Genomic DNA, 18,040 nt, shown 5'->3' on the forward strand with positions numbered 1-18,040 from the left:
GATATTTTCATAGTCCTGAGGAACAAAAATGTATCTGATTTCGGTAAGTAACCACTTAATTCTAAGTTAGATATTACTCATCTATATTATTTTTTTAAGTTTACTAGTAAACATTTATTTAGTAAGAATTCTATTTCTGACCTTAACCTAATTAGTTCTTCTGAACTTATATTTTCCAGCTCATTTTTATCATTACTTAATTCTTCTCTTAATTCATTAAATAGAGCTAATATTTCTTCTTTATTAGTTTCTTTTAATTCATCTAAATATTTTCTTGTAGAATTCTCAATATTATTTGCCCAATTATCTATGGCTGTTATAGATATCTCTTCTATTTTTTTCTGCCATGTTAATGAATCATATAAAAAGAATATTGAATCTGTAAATATATTTAAAGATTCTGTAATCCCTTTTAAAGATGTAGCCCTTATTGTTTTTAACAAACGATTTAGATTAGCATTTATTTCTCCAAATGTTGCTCTTTCAAATGTATTTACAATTTTCTTTAAATTCTTACTCGTCCCATATTCATCATCTACTTCTCCAGAGGTTCCTTTATATGCTTTTCTAAACATTTCACCTGTAGCTCGTCCAATAACATCTCCTCTATGCTTTTCTATTATTCCTTCAATAACTTCGCTATAAGAAGGTGCACTTTTCTTAATATCTTCTTTTATTTTAATAATCTGTGTATCGAGCATATTTTCAATTTCTCTATCCAAGCTAATAAATTCGTCTTCAATATATGAAACTAAATTCTCAGTTTCTTCATTAGTAAGCTTCGGTACATAATAATGCTGCATTAATGAAAAAGTTTCTTCTTTCATTGACCATTTACTTTCATCATATATGTATTTAAAAATCTCTTCTTTAATTCTTATATCAGACTTACTAATTAATCTTATAGACTTTAATTTTATTTTCACGAATCCATTTTCTATTGCTTCTAATATATTCTGCTTTTGCTCAAGAAAATCGTTAATTATGTTTACTCTTTCCTCTATATTTTCTTTTGTACTTTCTATTTCTGCAATTCTAGAATTAATCTTAATCTCACATTCACGCAGTAAATAATCTTGGTAGTTTTTCAACGTTTCTGAAAGTTCTTCTCTTTTACTTTCATCATTAGTCCTTTCATAAATGTAATCCCATAATGCCTCTGTTACTGGATTCTTTTCACTACTGCTTTCAACAAGAAACGCTTTAACATCCTTATGAATACATTCATTAACACTCTTTCTTATTTCAGAAATTCTCTTATTATCCTCTGTGATACCCTGTGGGCACATATTTATAGATAATACTACTTCTACATTATCGTTTATGATTTCACCGACATATTTCAAGAATTGAAAGTCATCTTCCCCAATTCCAGTCTTATATGAAACTACATATATAATAAAATCGCTTTCAGGTATAAATTCCTTTAAAACTTCCTCATGTCTTTCAATTAACGAACCATATCCCGGAGTATCAAAAATTCTTATTCCATCATATTTCGAATTTTTACAAGGTCCAATATATCTCAACCTATTCAATTTATCACTTGGTTTTAACGTAAGCGCTGCAAATTTATCACTATCTATAATCTCCATGCTAAAGTCATTGTTTATAGCTACAAGAGTTTCTTCATAATTGTTGCCAATTATAACTTCAGTGACAACTCCGGTAGTTGGTTTTACACTTTCAACCAATATCTTATTATCAAACATACTATTTATTAAGGCACTTTTCCCAGAACTTGTTTCCCCTAACATGACAATATAATGAGCGGGATTTATTATCCTGCTTTTTATTAATAAATTTTTAGCTTTAATATCATCATTTTCAATTATACTAATCACTTTATCAATTCTCTTCTGTCTCTCTACACAGCTTTTAAAAAAATCCATATATTAATTCTCCTTATATTCCTCTATTAATCCCTCTAACACTTTCAAGTCTTTTTCAAATTCTAAGGCATGATCTTCATTGTAGTTTGCTTCGTATTGCTTTTCTATACGCTCTATATCTTCCTTAAAATTCTTCTCTAAATTAACTCTTAAAGTCTTTATAGAATCATCTATTTCTTGTTGCTTAGCCATTAAATCACCAATTATTTCTTCTTTTAAATACTTTTCCAGATCTTCTATCATAGGCTCTAAATCTTTTAAAGTATAGACAGCTCTATTTTCAACTATCTTTTTACGCATATGATTTCCTATTAAAGAAAATGCTAAGCTTATTCCCATACCTACAAGAATTCCTGCTGGTCCTCCGAAAATCCCAACAGCTCCAATTGTACTTACCACCCCACTTGATACTCCCAATACAGCCGGAAGAGATTTTTCAAATTTAATTGAACTCTTTTTATTGAAAAACGATATATTTTCATATCTTCCATCAAAGCCTTTTATCTTTACTTCTTCAAGTTCAATACTAATATTTTTTATAAAAGCACTTATATTTGATAAGACCTCATCCATTATATTGTTTATTGCTTTATCAGATGTTTCCTTATACACTAAACTAAGTCTGCTTCCATCAACTATACCCTTATTAATAATCCTTCTAAGTTCTAATTTTAAATTTTCAATATTTTCTCTTATTATCTTTGAAGAACTATCTATAATATTCCCCATTTCATCTTCAGCATAAGACCTACAATTTCTTATTTTTCGTTTATTTTCTGAGAGAATGTTTTTTATTTCATTTATTCTTTCTTCTTTTTCCACATCATTTTGCTTATCTTCATTTAAGGCTAAGGTTTTATAAGTCTCTATTCTATCAGTAATGCTTTCCAATGTTTCATTGATTCTTGCCTTTAAAGTCTTAGTTAATTCTTCCTTATATTCTTTTGAAATATTTCTTATTTCCTCCAAAACATTAACTATGCCAGAATTATTATAAGCTGCTTCATTTTTAGTAAATTTCCCTTTTACAGCTTCATAAACATTTACAATATTTACATTTATACTTCTTTCTTCATTATGAGCATAGCTTATACTACTTAAAACTCCTTCATTGTGCTCTCTTGCCTCATTTGCATCCTCTAAACTTTCATCATTCCATTTATTCTGAACAAAAATAGTATTGGTTAACTTAGGCCATAAAGCATTTATGAAATTTTTTTCAGTTCTTGTAATAGGAGGATTTGTCCTGATCATAAAAATTCCAGCTACTAGCTTATCTACATATTCTAAAGTAGTTTTTTGGTTTTGTGGCGTTAAGCTACCAACCCCTGGTAAATCAACAAGAACGATATTTTCTTTTAGCACCTCACTTTTATTATGAAGAACTATTCTTGATACTTTAAGATTATTTGCTTCATTATAATCATTATGTACATACTTCTCTAAATCTTTTATGTGTATATTATCTTTACTTCCATTTAAATAATACACTATAGCTTCTTCAATATTTTCTCCATATCTAACTTCAACAGGCACACAAGTTGTTTCATCAACATCAGTTGGTAATACATTATCCTCCATTAATATAGCGTTTAAAAAGCTACTTTTTCCTGCGCCTTGAATCCCCAAAACTGGAACAATTATTTCTTTTTTATTTAAGTTTTCAATAAAATGCTCAAAGTATTTCCTATAGTTTACTCCTTGATTTTCATTACTAAGGTATTTTTCCAGTAATCTATAAAATCTTTCGTCTTTGATCAAATCTATATTCGTCATTATTTTTTATCTCCTCTTCCCAAAAAGCTTAGAAAAGAATGACCTATTTCCCCATTCTACTTCTTCTTGTATATATTCTATTTTCTCGTTAAGTTCATTCTCTAATTTATTTATTAATTCTATTATAATATCTTTATCTTTAATTTTATCATCAATATCCTTAATTTTTCCTAAAATTGAAATTTTATTATCAAATAAACTACTTTCCATTGACTGTTCTAGCAATTCCACTTTTCCTCCAATAGATTTTTCTAATAATTCTACCTTTTCTTCAACTTTTTCTACATTAATATCATCTATTTTATTTAAAATAGCGTCTTTATTATTTGCAGCATCTTTTACAACCTTTAATCCTAAAATAGCTAATCTTTCTTCTATTGATTGAAATAATACACTGTTTTGTTCCACTATATTTTTTTTAATCGCCGTTTCTACTGTACTCTCTATAGACTTTGTTATCTTCTGTATGCTAGTATTTAAATCATCAAGTTTTTCCGCAAAATCCTCTTCTGTGAATTCTTGAAAGTCTCCTTTTAAATCATTGATTTTTTTTTCAATTGGTTTTAACTTCTCTGCTACTTCTTCAGACATGCCTCGAGATGCCTTAGAAAGTAAGGCTATCATATCATCTTGTATTTCGCTCATTATATTCTTAGTTACTTCATCACTCTGAATTAAAATTGACTTGTCTTCCATTATATACTCCTTCTCCATAATAATTATCCTAATTTCTCCATCTATTTTATTTTAATTAGTTTTATTCAAAAAATAACTTAAAATTTCTTCTAAAATTTCTTTTTCCTCTACACCCCTTGATAAAGGATTTTCAAATAATTTTTCTTTCACGGTCTTATAATCACTAATTAAAAAATTATCTTTTTCTTTTCCTTCTATTAAAGCCATATTATATATTGGGTTTTTAGAATTTATTAACATATAATCATTTTTTATTCCCTTAAATCTATTTTCAATACTGTTCTCTAAATCAGCTACTTCATATAAAAGTTCATGTACATTTTTTGCATTAATAAATTCTCTGCTTGAATCTATTACCAAATTAATCATTAAATCATCATTTTCTTTAAGAAAATAGCTCAAATTTCTGCTTTCCAAAATCTGTTTCTTAGAATTTCCTATTTGAATTCCATTAAAGATAATAAAAATATTTACTGAATAATCTTTTATGTGCTTTAATTTATTGTGTAAATCCAAATTATATCTATCACACTCATAAACAATCACTATATTCCCAAACCTATATATGCCTTCTTTTCTTATTATTTCACACTCATGTTCTTTTAGATATAAGCCATAAATCCTTGAAATAAATTCTTTACATGAATCTATATCCCATGTCCAGAAAAGTTCAAGAGCCTCCTTATTTGTCTTCTCTTTACATTTATACTTCATATATTTCCCTATTAGCAAATAGTTTTCTTCTAGTATCCTATTACTTAACATATAAAGGTTATAGTGCATATTTGAAATAGGGTATGCCACTCTTTTTTCATAATTAATATTCGTAGCGGCCACTTCATTTTCTTCGATTTTTAGGTTAATAAGTTCATCCCTAATACTTATCAAACTCTTGCTAACTTCTTCTATATTATAGAGTTCTATATTTTGACTCTTCTTTTCTTCATATTCCTCATATCTCTTGTTTACTTCATCGTAAAAAACCTCAATAGATTTTCTATACTGATGCGTCCATTCTTTCAATATCTCTATATATCTGTTTTTATTTTGATTACATATACTTCTAACCATTTGTATAGTAGCATCTTTATCGACTATTTTTTCATCATATTCTACTTCTTTATATCCCCATTCTCTATCAAAGATGTTAGATAACAATCTTTTTCCCTTATTTAATACTCCTTCTTTTTTAAACAACATTGTTCTTTCTTCAAATTTATGTTTGATCTCAATATTTTTACTTTCAACGCTTGGTAGAACATAGGAAAGCCTTATATCAAGATTAAGCTTATTATATATCTTTTTCTTTTCCTTTTCGCACTTTTTAACTATATTTAATATGTCACTTTCAATATATAAATTTTTGTTATTAATTCTATCTATTATTTCTAAATAATCTTCAACAATATCCGATGATACTTCTGCAATTTTATTTATTGTTTCAAAAATCACATCTTCAATTTCATTTATCTTAACAAATATCTCTTCTTGAGAATTTTCAAAAGTATCTAAAAGATTATCAATGTCTTTACTTTGTACTTTAATTAATTCTTCTATTGTATCTAATTCATTTCCCTTTATAATTTCTCTATCAGCATTTATTATATTATTAATTTTTTCTATAAGGCTTATGGCTCTTTGCCCATCTAGTTTAGGAATAGTTTTACCAGCACAATTTTCTATTGTATTAATAAAAACATTAAAGTTAGAATTTTTATACAACTCTTTATCTCTTGTTATTATTCCTTTTAATCCATTAAGCGCTGATATTTGTATGACCTCGAAATCCTCTCTTTGCTCAGTAACTTCTCCTAAGAGTTTTTCTGCTCTCTTTTTATGTTTTCTTAGGATAGTATTTTTATCTTCTTCAACTATTCCATTTCTGCCTATTTTCTCTTCAATTGAATCAATCATATTTTGAACTAAAATTACCTGCTTTCCTTTTTCACTAACAATTTTAATTTTCTCAGCATTAGTTCCATCACTATTAGCTTTTACTGTAGTTACAAAGATGCAGATATCTATTGTTGGAAGTAATATTTCTAAAGTCAACTTCTCATGATTTTCTAAATTCCAAGCGTCTAGTCCCGGACTGTCTATTATGTGTATATTTTCTCCCAACATAAAATTAGGTGTTGTAATATCAATTTGAGTAACATTTAGTTGATTATTAGGATTTTTACTTTCATCTGCATATTTTCCTATAATATTCTCATTAAGTTCATCGTCTTTTAAAATTTGTGGCTTGTTATCCTTAAAATATATTGTAGCTTGTCTACATTCTCCTTTAGATGCAGTAATTATAATACTAGAACTTGGCCTTATAGCCATTGGTAAAATCTTTTCACCTAAAAGTGCATTTACCAAAGTAGATTTTCCACTACTTGTTATCCCCATGATAGCCACTCTAATTGCATTATTCTTATACAGGTTTTTTCTTTCCTTAAACCACTCTATATCTTTATTGTATCTCTTTTTTATATAATCATTTTTTTGTAGAATCTCTTTAATTTCATCTATTATATCTAGTATATAATTATTCGTTCCCATAAAATTCTCCATTACAATGCTAATTTATATTTCATATTACTTATTTATTGTTATATTACCACAATTACTAACATTTATCTAAATAAAGTGATATTTTTCAGATACTTTAACCTAATATTTAAAGCCATAAAATGACTTCATATACTATTATAAATTATAAATTCAAATAAGTGAACGTTACATCAATCAAGCATGTCAAATTTACTAATTATTCGTTCACCTTCACAAAAAGGTGTTTCTTCATCACGGCCCCATTAAACTCTATTACCAAAGTTCCCACTCTATATGGAATAGTTCTTGAGATATACAAATCCCATTCTTGATTAGACTTTCCTATAAAACTACAATATATATAGGTAGGCTTTAAGAGCAAAGAAAAAAGTGCCCTTCCCGCAAAGAGTAGCACCTTTTCTTTAAATTAATGATAATAACCACTAATATTTTCATCAATAATGAATATAACTCGGTTTGATTTATTTAGCTTCTAGGTAAAAATATTGTTATCCTAGTACCAATGCCTTTTCTACTTAATACAGAGAAATACCCTTTATGTCCATCAATAATCCATTTAGCTATGGAAAGTCCTAACCCAGTACCACCATTCTTTCTAACTCTTGCTGTATCTGCTCTAAAGAATCGCTCAAATATATGTGGTATGTCCTTTTCGTCCATTCCTATACCATTATCCTGAATTGAAAAATAAGGTTCCCCTTTTTCATTTATTCCTGTTTTAAACATTATAACTTCATTTTCTTCAGTATACTTAGCTGCATTTTCAATTAATATTCTAGCTGCCTGCTTAAGTAAACCAATATCGCCATGAACAATTATTTGTTCTGAACTATGGTATCTATATATATGTTTTTCATCTATCATCTTCGACTCTTCAAGGACTTCATTCATCATATCATTTAGTAAAAACTCTTTAGCGTTAATCTGTGTTTTACCGTTAATCCCTCGAGCTAAAAATAACAGCTGTTCTACTAGATTCTTCATATTTTCAGATTCACTTTTAATGGCTTCAATAGACTCATTTAATACACTTTCATCATTTTTTCCCCAACGATCCAGCATATTAGCATACCCCTGTATTACAGAAATTGGAGTTCTTAGTTCATGGGATGCATCAGAAACAAACCTTGCTTGTTGTTTATAAGAATCTCTCATTCTTTCTAAAAGATTATTTATTGCCTCTTCTAATCCATGAAGTTCACTATCTCCAGTATAAATTTTTTCATCTGATATTACAGGGCTAATTTTAGAGATGGCCTCCTCAAGATTTTGAAATTTCTCCTCATCAAAAGTCATATTGCTAAGTCTGCTTGCAGTTTGAGCTATTTCATCAAGAGGTTTTAGTGTCCTTCTAATTCTCATTGTTCCAAAAATAATTTCTTTTAGTACAGATAAGACCTGTATAACAGCTATAGCTATAGACACTCTTTGAACTAAATATAAAAAACTACCTGCCTCTTTAACCATAGTTTGACCATTACCCCAAACTACTATATAAGTTGCATTTTCTATAGGTAAGAAATTTAATGCTCTTTTGGCATTTAGTACAAATTCTCCGTAAAAATTGATTTCCCCATCAACACACCAGTATAAAATAAGAAAAAATATTGTAAGTATATCAATCCAAAGAAATTTTGAAAATAATTTTCTTACAAAAATAGAATTTAATTTTATTGCAATAGATGTAACATTTTTTGATTTGTTAACTTTACTCATCTTTTATAACGTATCCTACCCCTCGTACCGTGGATATTATTTTTGTTTTAAATGCATCATCTATTTTGGTCCTTAAAAATCTTATATAAACATCTATTACATTAGTTTCTCCAATATAATCATAGCCACATACTTTTTCCATTAGTATATCTCTAGTTAATACTATATTCTTATTTTCCAATAAAGTTTTTAATAAAGTAAATTCTCTGTTTGTTAATTCTATTTCTGTATTATCATACATTACCTTATGTCTCATCTTATCTAAAGACAATAATCCGCAGCTTATTATGTCTGTATTTCTTCTTTCAATAACAGTCCTCTTTTTAAGGGCTGTTCTTATTCTTGCTAATAACTCTTCTATTGCAAAAGGCTTTGTTATATAATCATCCGCTCCTGCATCAAGTCCAGATACCTTATCCATAACGGCATCCCTTGCAGTAAGCATTATGATAGGCAAATCTGAAGTTTTCCTAATTCTACGTAATACTTCTAATCCATTTATTTGCGGAATCATTATATCAAGAAGTACTAAATCTACTTCACCCTTCTCAGCTATTTCAAGACCTAATCTTCCATTATCCGCTTTTAAGATTTCATATCCTTCATGTAACAACTCTAACTCTACAAATCTTGCAAGCTTCTCATCATCCTCAACAATTAAAATTTTAACCATTTTTAAATCCCCTTTTTAATTTACCTTTTACCTTTTTTACATTTTCTGATATTAACTTAAGTACATGATTAATCTTATCTACCTCTCTCATTTTTCCTGATAGTGAAAATTCAAAATCAAAGAAAAGTCCTACTATATATAAAGGAATAACAATACCAAAGGAGAATATTAATAAAAGTATAATCACTGTAACTGGAATCCTAAGAAATACTTTATTTTCTCTCTTTATTTCAAAGAAAATGTTATTACATATATCTATTATTTTGCATACTTTTACAAAAATCCCTTCAAAGGTATTATCCCTTTTTGCATTATTATAATTATTCTCTTGATTTTTATTATTAGTCATCATGCTTTGAATATAATTTTCTTTATATTCATTAGTATAAAATATGCTATCAGAAGGTCTTTGAACTTTACCTATTACCTCTAAATAAACAAATGCGTCTAGAATGTCCCAATTTGACTTTTCAAGTGCAGCTTTTGCTTCTTCATAACTTATATTAGCTTCATTTTTCAATTTTTCTATAAGCTTATGATCTTCCATGAATAACCCTCCATATCTATTGTCTAAATTATACCATTTAACTTGATGTTTTTATATACAAATAAGAGGCTTCGAATAACTTCAAAACCTCTAATACTCCATCTGTAAATTAATTAGCTTTATATCCTTCTTTAAAATCACTTTTTATATTGTCCGCTGATTCTGAAGCTTTATTTAAAATATCATTAACCTTATCTTTATTAATATCATTGCCTGTTATTGAGTATTTATATCCTAAAAATAAACCAACTACTAATAATATTGTAACAGGCCAAAATCCAATTATCAGTAACAGTGCAGATATGGTAAGTGAAATCCTTACTGGTTTTTTATCTTCCTTTTTCATCTCAAAATAGTTTTCATTCCCTTTGATAATTATCTTCTTCATAAATTTAAATACCCTGCCAATAATTTCTCCAATGCCTCCACATTTCTTCTTATGATTTTCTTCATTTTCTTTTTTATTTTCTTCTTCGCCTTCTACAGCCACTTCTATAATCGTATTAGCTGCATCATTTTCAACTTTTCCTTTTCTTTCTAAGTAAATTATAGAATCTAGAAGATCAAAATCACAATTTTGTAATGCTTCCTCTGCTTCTTCATAGCTTACTTTAGTCTTTTCCATTAACACCTTAATCATTTCATCTCTTTCCATATTAATCATCCTCCATATTTTTTTATTGTCTCTTACCTTGTTTATATAATACTTCGCAAAAATTAATCTAAAATATAAGAAAGATTAAAATCAGATTAAAATCTCATAATTTTTATTAAACACCATCAATATACATCCTCTTACAAAAAAACAGCCTTAACCTATTTATATCAATAGTTAAGGCTGTTTTTGTTTTTACTTAAGTAAGTCTCGTTTTATTTATTCCTCATAAATGCTAAAATGGAAATCCAGGCAATTTATGAGGTGCTAAATATAGTATATATTAATCTTAATCTTCAAAAGCTTGAGATAAATCATAGATTATATCATCAATATGTTCTGTTCCTATTGATAATCTTATTGTATTTGGCTTAATTCCCTGATCTAATAATTCTTCCCCACTTAATTGTGAATGTGTTGTACTTGCTGGATGTATTACAAGTGACTTAACATCAGCTACATTTGCAAGTAAAGAGAAAATTCCTAATCTATCAATAAATGCTTGTGCTTCTTCTGCTCCACCTTTAATTTCAAAAGTAAATATAGAACCTGCTCCTTTAGGGAAATATTTATTATATAAAGCATTATCAGGATTTTCTGGTAATGATGGATGATTAACCTTCTCAACTTTTGGATGATTCTTTAAGAAATGTACTACTTTTAAAGCATTTTCAACATGACGTTCAAGTCTAAGAGAAAGTGTTTCTAATCCTTGTAATAATATAAATGCATTAAATGGACTTATGCTCGCCCCAGTGTCCCTTAATAAAGTTGCACGAATTCTTGTTACATATGCCGCTGCACCAACTGCTTCTGCAAATTTAATTCCATGATAACTTGGATCAGCTTCAGTTAATTGTGGAAATTTTCCTGAACCTATCCAGTCAAATTTTCCCGAATCAACAATTACACCACCTAATGATGTACCATGTCCACCTATAAATTTAGTAGCCGAATGAACAACTATGTCTGCTCCATATTCAATTGGTCTGAAAAGGAACGGGGTTCCAAACGTATTGTCAACTATTAGCGGAATTTTATGTTTATGTGCTATCTCTGCTAATGCCTCAAAATCTAATATATTTGAGTTAGGATTTCCAAGTGATTCAATAAAAATAGCTTTTGTATTTTCTTGAATTGCATTTTCAAAATTTGATAAATCATCAGGGTCCACAAAAGTTGCTGTTACTCCATTTGTTGGGAATGTATGTGCTAATAAATTATAAGATCCACCATATATAGTTTTTTCTGCTACTATATGATCTCCTGCACGAGTTATATTTTGCAACGCATATGTTATAGCAGCTGCTCCTGATGCAACTGCGAGAGCTGCTATCCCACCTTCTAATGCTGCAACACGTTTTTCAAAAACATCTTGTGTAGAATTTGTTAAACGTCCATAAATATTACCAGCATCAGTTAGTCCGAATCTTGCTGACGCATGCGCACTGTTCTTAAATACATATGATGTTGTCTGGTATATTGGCACTGCTCTTGAATCGGTTGTCGGATCTGGATTCTCCTGTCCTACGTGTAGTTGCAATGTTTCAAATTTTAATTTTCTTTCTTGATTACTCATGCTTTTTGCCTCCATTTGCTTTTTATTTTTTTATTTCTTATTCTGTAAACCATAGGCATCAGATAGATTCTCTCCTTATTCTTTGTCATAAAGTATATATTTCAAATGCGGATTTCTATTTTCTAAGCGCATAACCACTGAATCCATTAATAATCCTACTATGGCAATAACAATAACTATTCCTACTACCCAATCTATTCTATACATATTCTGGGATGACCTAATTAAAAATCCAAGTCCAGAACTTCCTCCCATCATTTCTGCAGCTATTAACATAAATAATGAATAATTAAGACTCAGCTTAACACCATACATAATCTGAGGTAAAGCACCCGGTAACAATATCTTTGTTATAAGATTCCATTTATTAAGTGCAAAAGATTCTCCATGCTTAATATAAGACTCATCTACATTAAGTATTCCGGTAATTGAATTAAAAAGTATCGGCCATATGCATGTCCATGTAATGACTATGATCTGTGTGACTTCTCCAACACCTAAAATAATTATAATTAAATGATAAACAATAAATGGATTTATCTGTGAACAGGCATCTAAAACAAGTTCTACTGATTCCTGGATTTGTTTAACTAAGATACTAATTGCAACGCCTAACGGTACTGCAATAATAATTGCAAGTAAAAATCCTAAGGAAGATCGATAAAAACTAAGGCCTATATGATATAAAAGTTTTTGTTTCGAAAACAATTCTGCAATTCCAGTTATGACCTTTGAAAAAGATGGAATAAGTATAGGATCTAGTATTTTAAGTCTACAAAAAGATTCCCAAATAGCTAGAAAAATTCCTATTGTAACGTAACCTTTTATATTCACACTTTTTAATTTAATATAATTCAACTCCTTTCTTTTAACATTGCTAATTTACTCTTTGAAAAATTCAATCGGATGTTCTGCTTTATAGGCAGCCCACTTTAATTGCCCTTCTCCTAGTATTAATATTCCTGCTACGATAATTGATAATATAATAAAAATAAAATTATCTATTTTTTTGTATACTTTATGTTTTTTAAAAAGCGACACTGGTTCTTCCCAAAAAAATAATCCATTTTGTATATATTTAAAAAACCTATTTATTATAACCCCTAATGTTATTATAATTACACAACTTGCATATACTTTAGGTGCATCGAAATAGTGATGTGCTCCATTATGCAATAGATATCCAAGTCCTGAATTAACTCCCATCATTTCTCCAACAATTATAATAAAGAATGTCATTTGGACACTTACTCTAATCCCAGCAAAAATACTATGTGCAGATGCCTGAACGTATACTTTGAATATTGTATCTAATAACGAAATATTCATAGATTGAACATATTTTATTAAACCTTTGTCAATCTGTTTTATTCCTTGTAGTGTTCCAAGCAATATTGGGAATACACCTACCCATATAACTGCTGCAAGCCTTATCATTTCACCTGTTCCAAATAATGCAATAAATACAGGAATCAAAGAAAATGGATTAACTTTTGCAAAAATTCTGATTAAAGGTTCAAACATTAAATAAATATCATTATATTTTGAAAGAATTGTACCAGCTGTTACTCCTATTAAAGCAGCTAATAAAAGTCCAAATGTGAATCTCCACAATGTTGACATTATATGCATATACAGATCTTCATTTCCCCATAGATAACCTATTTTCCTTATGGTTACTGTAAAGCTTGGAAATATATCACTATTAATAATTCTAGCTCTAGCTACAAATTCCCAAAGCATAATCAAAATAATCAAACCTGATATTTCTATTAATTTATCTTTAAGATTTAAAAGAACATCTGTATCTTTTTTCATTATTGTGCCTCAAATTTATGTGTTATAATATCATCTACTTTGATAGATCCTTTAGGAATTGCTCCAGTGTTTTCTAAATCTTCAATCCATGGCTTTATGGTATCTTCATTGATTTGTGTAGTTTCAGAATAATAGTGATTTCCTTTTACTTCAGTTCCTATAAATTCGCTAGTTAGTTTTGCTGTTTCCTCAACATTGGCATTTGCCCATTTTTGTGCTTTAGTCATAGCTCTAACAAATGCTGCTACTTTATCTGGATTTTTTTCTATAAAACTATCTGAAAAGTAATATAGATAAACTCCAGTTGCTTCACCAAGTCCTGCTTCTGATGAATCTGAAATTTGAGTAAGTCCTGCTTCTGTAGCTGCATCAAAAAATGGTGGATGGACTCCTATTATATCAACTTGCCCAAGTTTTAAAGCTTGAATTTTTTGAAGATCTGATTCAAATGTAATCCATTCAAATTTGCCTCTTGAAACACCTTTGGCATCTGAAATTTTGTTTGGAATAAAATCTTCACAAGTATTGTTAAACCCAGCTGATTTTATTTTTTCATTGCCTTTATAATTTGTTAAATCGTTCCACGTTTTAACACCAGATGCTACCGCATCTTTATTTACATAGAATCTCATATGTCTTAATTTAGGATCAACATCAGGACCTGGTTCAATTATGGAACGGCCTACGGCTTTAATTTTTGACCCTCCATATACCTTAAGTGCTAATGAATTTGGATGTGTATCTGCTACATCATTATCACCAGATAAAATTGAAGGTGTTACTGCATCATTATTTAGTTCACCAGTAAATACCAATTTCAATCCTTCCTCTTTAAAAAATCCCTTTTTATCTGCTACTAAAAAAGGTGCTAATGTACAATCCTTTCTTGTTGCTGTTTTTATTGGAAATAAATCATCACTACTAGTAGAATTACTATCAGTAGTTTTTGTGCTACTATTAGCTTCCAAGGATTCAGATGGAGACGAATATTTCGTCTTACCAAATTGTGCTCCTATAATAATACCTCCTATAACCAAAACTGCTATTACTGCTTGAATAATTCTTTTTACTTTTTTATCTTTTTCTATTGCCATTATAATTTACCCTCCTTGAATATATTAAAAAGTTTTCTCTTTCCATACAAATAATTTACTCTCTAATATGTTTAATATTTTATTTATAGTTATCCCTAATGCTGCAACAAATAATGTTCCTCCATATAAGTTAGGAAGATTATATTGTGTTTTTGCAATACTTATAAACCATCCTAATCCTGCTGATGAACTCAGCATTTCTGCTGAAATAACTAATATAAAAGCTATTTGCGCACTAAATTTAATGCCAGTAATAATATCTGGTAGTGATGCTGGTAAAATTACCTTAAAAAATTCTGTTTTAGATGATGCTCCAATTGTTCTTGCTGACTTTATTAGTAGCTTATCTACACCTTCTACTCCAGCTATAGTGTGAAAAATGATTGGCCAAACTGCAACCCAAAAAATTATTATTACTTTGCTAAATTCTCCTATTCCAAAAAACAACATAAACAAAGGGAAAAGTGCAAACGGATTAAGTTTTTCGAAAAATTGTAAGATTGGAATTACGTAACTTCTTAACTTCTTTGAAATAGAAGCTAAGAAAAATCCTACTAATAATCCCACTATTAATGCCACAAAAAAACCCATTATTGCTCTTTTAAATGTCAGTAATGTATGACTGAGCAGATCACCCTTAAATATATTTGTAGCTAATTGATTAAATACTTTTAATGGTTCAGGAATAATTCCAGTATCTAAAATTCCAGTTGCAGTCGCTAAATACCAAATTATAAAGAATGCTATTGTTGATAAAGTACTAAAAATCAATTTTCCTATTTTAGATATTACTTTGTTCTCTTCCTTCACGTTACTTACCTCCTTCCTTATTTAAATTAAACTATTCTTCTTTTAAATCATCTTCCCAAACAATTATTGAGCTTTTTAAATTATCAGCTAATACCGATATTAATGCTCCCACTATTGCTATGGTCAAAATTCCTACATATAATTTTGGTACATCATAATTTTTTTGAGAATTAGAAACAATCCATCCTATCCCTGCTTCAGAACCAACCATTTCGGTACCAATAAGCATAGTAAATCCCACTGTTAATGCTGTCTTTATACCTGTAAATATTCTGTTTATGCTTCCTGGAAGAATAACATTGAAAAATATTTGTATTCCATTAGCTCCCATCGACCTTGCACCCTTAATAAAGATTGGATCAATTTGATTTATCCCTGCCATAGTGGTAAAAAGCATCGGCCATAATATAACCCAGAAAATAATGCTTACCTTACCCGCTTCTCCAATTCCAAATAAAATTATAAATAATGGAATTAAAGTAAATGGATTAATCTGAGAAAAATTTGTAAACAGAGGATTAAAGAATCTTGCCAACTTAGGAACCCATCCTCCTAAGATAAATCCAGCTGGTACTGATACAATTGTAGCTAAAATAAATCCAATTGCCATTCTCTCAATACTTATGGCAATATGTACAAATAATTCGCCACTCAATGCCATTTTAAACATTCGTAATGCTACAGTTGAAAATGCTGGTATAAATTGAGTATCTAATACTTCAGTTCTGGCTGCCAATTCCCATATTAAAAAGAAAATAGCCACAACAATAATATTTACATATCTTTGTTTCATTCTTCCAGTCCCACCTTTCTAAATAATTTAAAATTATAAGAAATATCATCATAAAAACTTTTATGATGTTATTACCTTTGTATCTGTTGCTGTGACTATTGTATAAAGTCTTTCTAGGAACGTTAATGCACCTCTATAACCCACATAACTTCGATCAATAACAATTTCATTAGATACAGGAAGAGCAATTTCCATAATATATCCTTTTAATTCTTTTGCTAGATCTCTATCCCATGATGTACCGAAGATTATTGGTGATCTGCCCTGAAAATCAGTATTTCTAATTATTTCATCTATTGTATATCCATCTTCGGCATATTCAACTTTAGTAGATATGCCTTCTGAAATATTTTTAAATTCATCATTTATTTGTTTTCTGTATTTTTCTGGTGGATTATCTGTAATAACCTGTATAGCTGGAACTAAACCTAACTGGTCTGCCAAAAATCTATTAAGTGCTAACCCATATGTTGAATCACTAATTACAGCATACAATGAAGTTACACTCCATCCATACTCTGCATAAAATTCTGAAAAAGTATCTAAATAATAATAATATCTTTTTTCTTCCTTTTTTATGAAGTTTTCAACTTTTCTCTTATTTCTACCTGAAAATTGTGCTACTTTTCTAAGAAAATCTGATGTCTCCTTTGCTCCTATTGGTACAGTAGAAATATGCAAAAATGGTTGTCCATATTTCTTTTCAAGATATTCTGCTGTTTCAATACCAACCCATGGTGAAAGTACAAGATTAAACTGCGCTTTAGGAATGTCTTTCCATTCTTCTACACCCTTACTCTCTGTTCCAAAAAAAACATTAACCTTAAAACCCGAACCTTCTAATATTCTTTTAATTTCTTCTAAATCTCCACGCCAAAACGTATTCTGATAAGGTACTTCTGACCATAAATTAATAAGTTTCTCTTCTTTTTCTCCAGTATAATCACCTACAAATTGATCAATAATAGCTTTAGTGATTATTTCATGACCAATTAAATTATTTCCTTTAAATCCACCTGTATCTGCATGCACAATTGGAAATCCTAACTCTTGAAATTCTTTTACAACTGCGCCTATATCATCACCCACCAATTCCCCTATACATCCATTTAGAACCACATATAAGTCTGCTTTAACTATAAGTAAAGTTCCCTTAATTAATTCTCTTAGCTTTTCTTCTCCACCAAACACAACTTCTTTTTCTGTTGCATTGACGGATGGGATTACAGGCCCAGCACTGTATCCGCCACCTTGAGCGCCATTACTCATTAATACACCAGATTGTTTTGATGTACATCCTGGGCCACAATGTGTGATTGGCATCGCATGTGGAATTGCTGATACTGATGCAAGTGCTCCTATTGCACATCCGTAACGCACTTGCTCTATAGAATTTGTTCTCACTATCTCTTTGACTTTTTTACTCATC

15 protein-coding genes are annotated in these 18,040 nt (G+C 29.3%); all 15 read right to left on the bottom strand.

Annotated elements, in window-relative coordinates; translation table 11 throughout:
• Positions 1–86: 86 nt before the first annotated feature.
• A complete protein-coding gene (locus D2A34_RS01090) occupies positions 87–1,892 on the bottom strand; it encodes a dynamin family protein (RefSeq protein WP_119365451.1) in 1,806 nt (601 codons plus the stop codon).
• Between the two features lie 3 nt (positions 1,893–1,895).
• The gene (locus D2A34_RS01095; RefSeq protein ID WP_119365452.1) at positions 1,896–3,668 is read right to left on the bottom strand and encodes a dynamin family protein; all 1,773 of its coding nucleotides are present in this window, start codon (positions 3,666–3,668) and stop codon (positions 1,896–1,898) included.
• Positions 3,669–3,674: 6 nt separating this feature from the next.
• A complete protein-coding gene (locus D2A34_RS01100; protein WP_119365453.1) occupies positions 3,675–4,364 on the bottom strand; it encodes a hypothetical protein in 690 nt (229 codons plus the stop codon).
• Between the two features lie 51 nt (positions 4,365–4,415).
• Positions 4,416–6,914: a dynamin family protein gene (locus D2A34_RS01105; RefSeq protein ID WP_119365454.1), complete on the bottom strand. Its 2,499-nt coding sequence runs from the start codon at positions 6,912–6,914 to the stop codon at positions 4,416–4,418.
• A 477-nt stretch (positions 6,915–7,391) separates the two neighbouring features.
• The gene (locus D2A34_RS01110) at positions 7,392–8,642 is read right to left on the bottom strand and encodes a sensor histidine kinase (RefSeq protein WP_119365455.1); all 1,251 of its coding nucleotides are present in this window, start codon (positions 8,640–8,642) and stop codon (positions 7,392–7,394) included.
• Positions 8,635–9,315 carry a response regulator transcription factor gene (locus D2A34_RS01115; RefSeq protein WP_119365456.1) on the bottom strand — a complete coding sequence of 227 codons (681 nt, stop codon included), beginning with the start codon at positions 9,313–9,315 and terminating at the stop codon, positions 8,635–8,637. The genes D2A34_RS01110 and D2A34_RS01115 overlap by 8 nt, the downstream gene beginning before the upstream one ends.
• Positions 9,308–9,862, bottom strand: a complete 555-nt coding sequence (locus D2A34_RS01120) for a UBA domain-containing protein (protein WP_119365457.1) — start codon at positions 9,860–9,862, stop codon at positions 9,308–9,310. Before D2A34_RS01120 ends, D2A34_RS01115 begins: the two co-directional genes overlap by 8 nt.
• Positions 9,863–9,971: 109 nt before the next feature.
• Entirely contained in the window at positions 9,972–10,517 is a 546-nt protein-coding gene (locus D2A34_RS01125; RefSeq protein ID WP_079438631.1) for a UBA domain-containing protein, read from the bottom strand.
• A 289-nt stretch (positions 10,518–10,806) separates the two neighbouring features.
• The gene (locus tag D2A34_RS01130; protein ID WP_119365458.1) at positions 10,807–12,096 is read right to left on the bottom strand and encodes an O-acetylhomoserine aminocarboxypropyltransferase/cysteine synthase family protein; all 1,290 of its coding nucleotides are present in this window, start codon (positions 12,094–12,096) and stop codon (positions 10,807–10,809) included.
• Positions 12,097–12,171: 75 nt separating this feature from the next.
• Complete coding sequence (locus tag D2A34_RS01135; protein WP_242965990.1) at positions 12,172–12,930, bottom strand: ABC transporter permease; 759 nt, start codon at positions 12,928–12,930, stop codon at positions 12,172–12,174.
• A gap of 48 nt (positions 12,931–12,978) precedes the next feature.
• A complete protein-coding gene (locus D2A34_RS01140) occupies positions 12,979–13,914 on the bottom strand; it encodes an ABC transporter permease (protein WP_119365459.1) in 936 nt (311 codons plus the stop codon).
• A complete protein-coding gene (locus tag D2A34_RS01145) occupies positions 13,914–15,008 on the bottom strand; it encodes an ABC transporter substrate-binding protein (RefSeq protein ID WP_119365460.1) in 1,095 nt (364 codons plus the stop codon). The genes D2A34_RS01140 and D2A34_RS01145 overlap by 1 nt, the downstream gene beginning before the upstream one ends.
• Positions 15,009–15,032: 24 nt before the next feature.
• The gene (locus D2A34_RS01150; protein ID WP_119365461.1) at positions 15,033–15,818 is read right to left on the bottom strand and encodes an ABC transporter permease; all 786 of its coding nucleotides are present in this window, start codon (positions 15,816–15,818) and stop codon (positions 15,033–15,035) included.
• A 31-nt stretch (positions 15,819–15,849) separates the two neighbouring features.
• Positions 15,850–16,611, bottom strand: coding sequence for an ABC transporter permease (locus D2A34_RS01155; RefSeq protein ID WP_119365462.1), 762 nt, complete (start codon positions 16,609–16,611; stop codon positions 15,850–15,852).
• A gap of 60 nt (positions 16,612–16,671) precedes the next feature.
• Positions 16,672–18,039, bottom strand: coding sequence for a nitrogenase component 1 (locus D2A34_RS01160; protein ID WP_119365463.1), 1,368 nt, complete (start codon positions 18,037–18,039; stop codon positions 16,672–16,674).
• Position 18,040 lies beyond the last annotated feature (1 nt).

Origin of the sequence: Clostridium chromiireducens, from assembly GCF_003575225.1 — a bacterium.
In the GTDB taxonomy this organism is placed as follows: Bacteria; Bacillota; Clostridia; order Clostridiales; family Clostridiaceae; genus Clostridium; species Clostridium chromiireducens.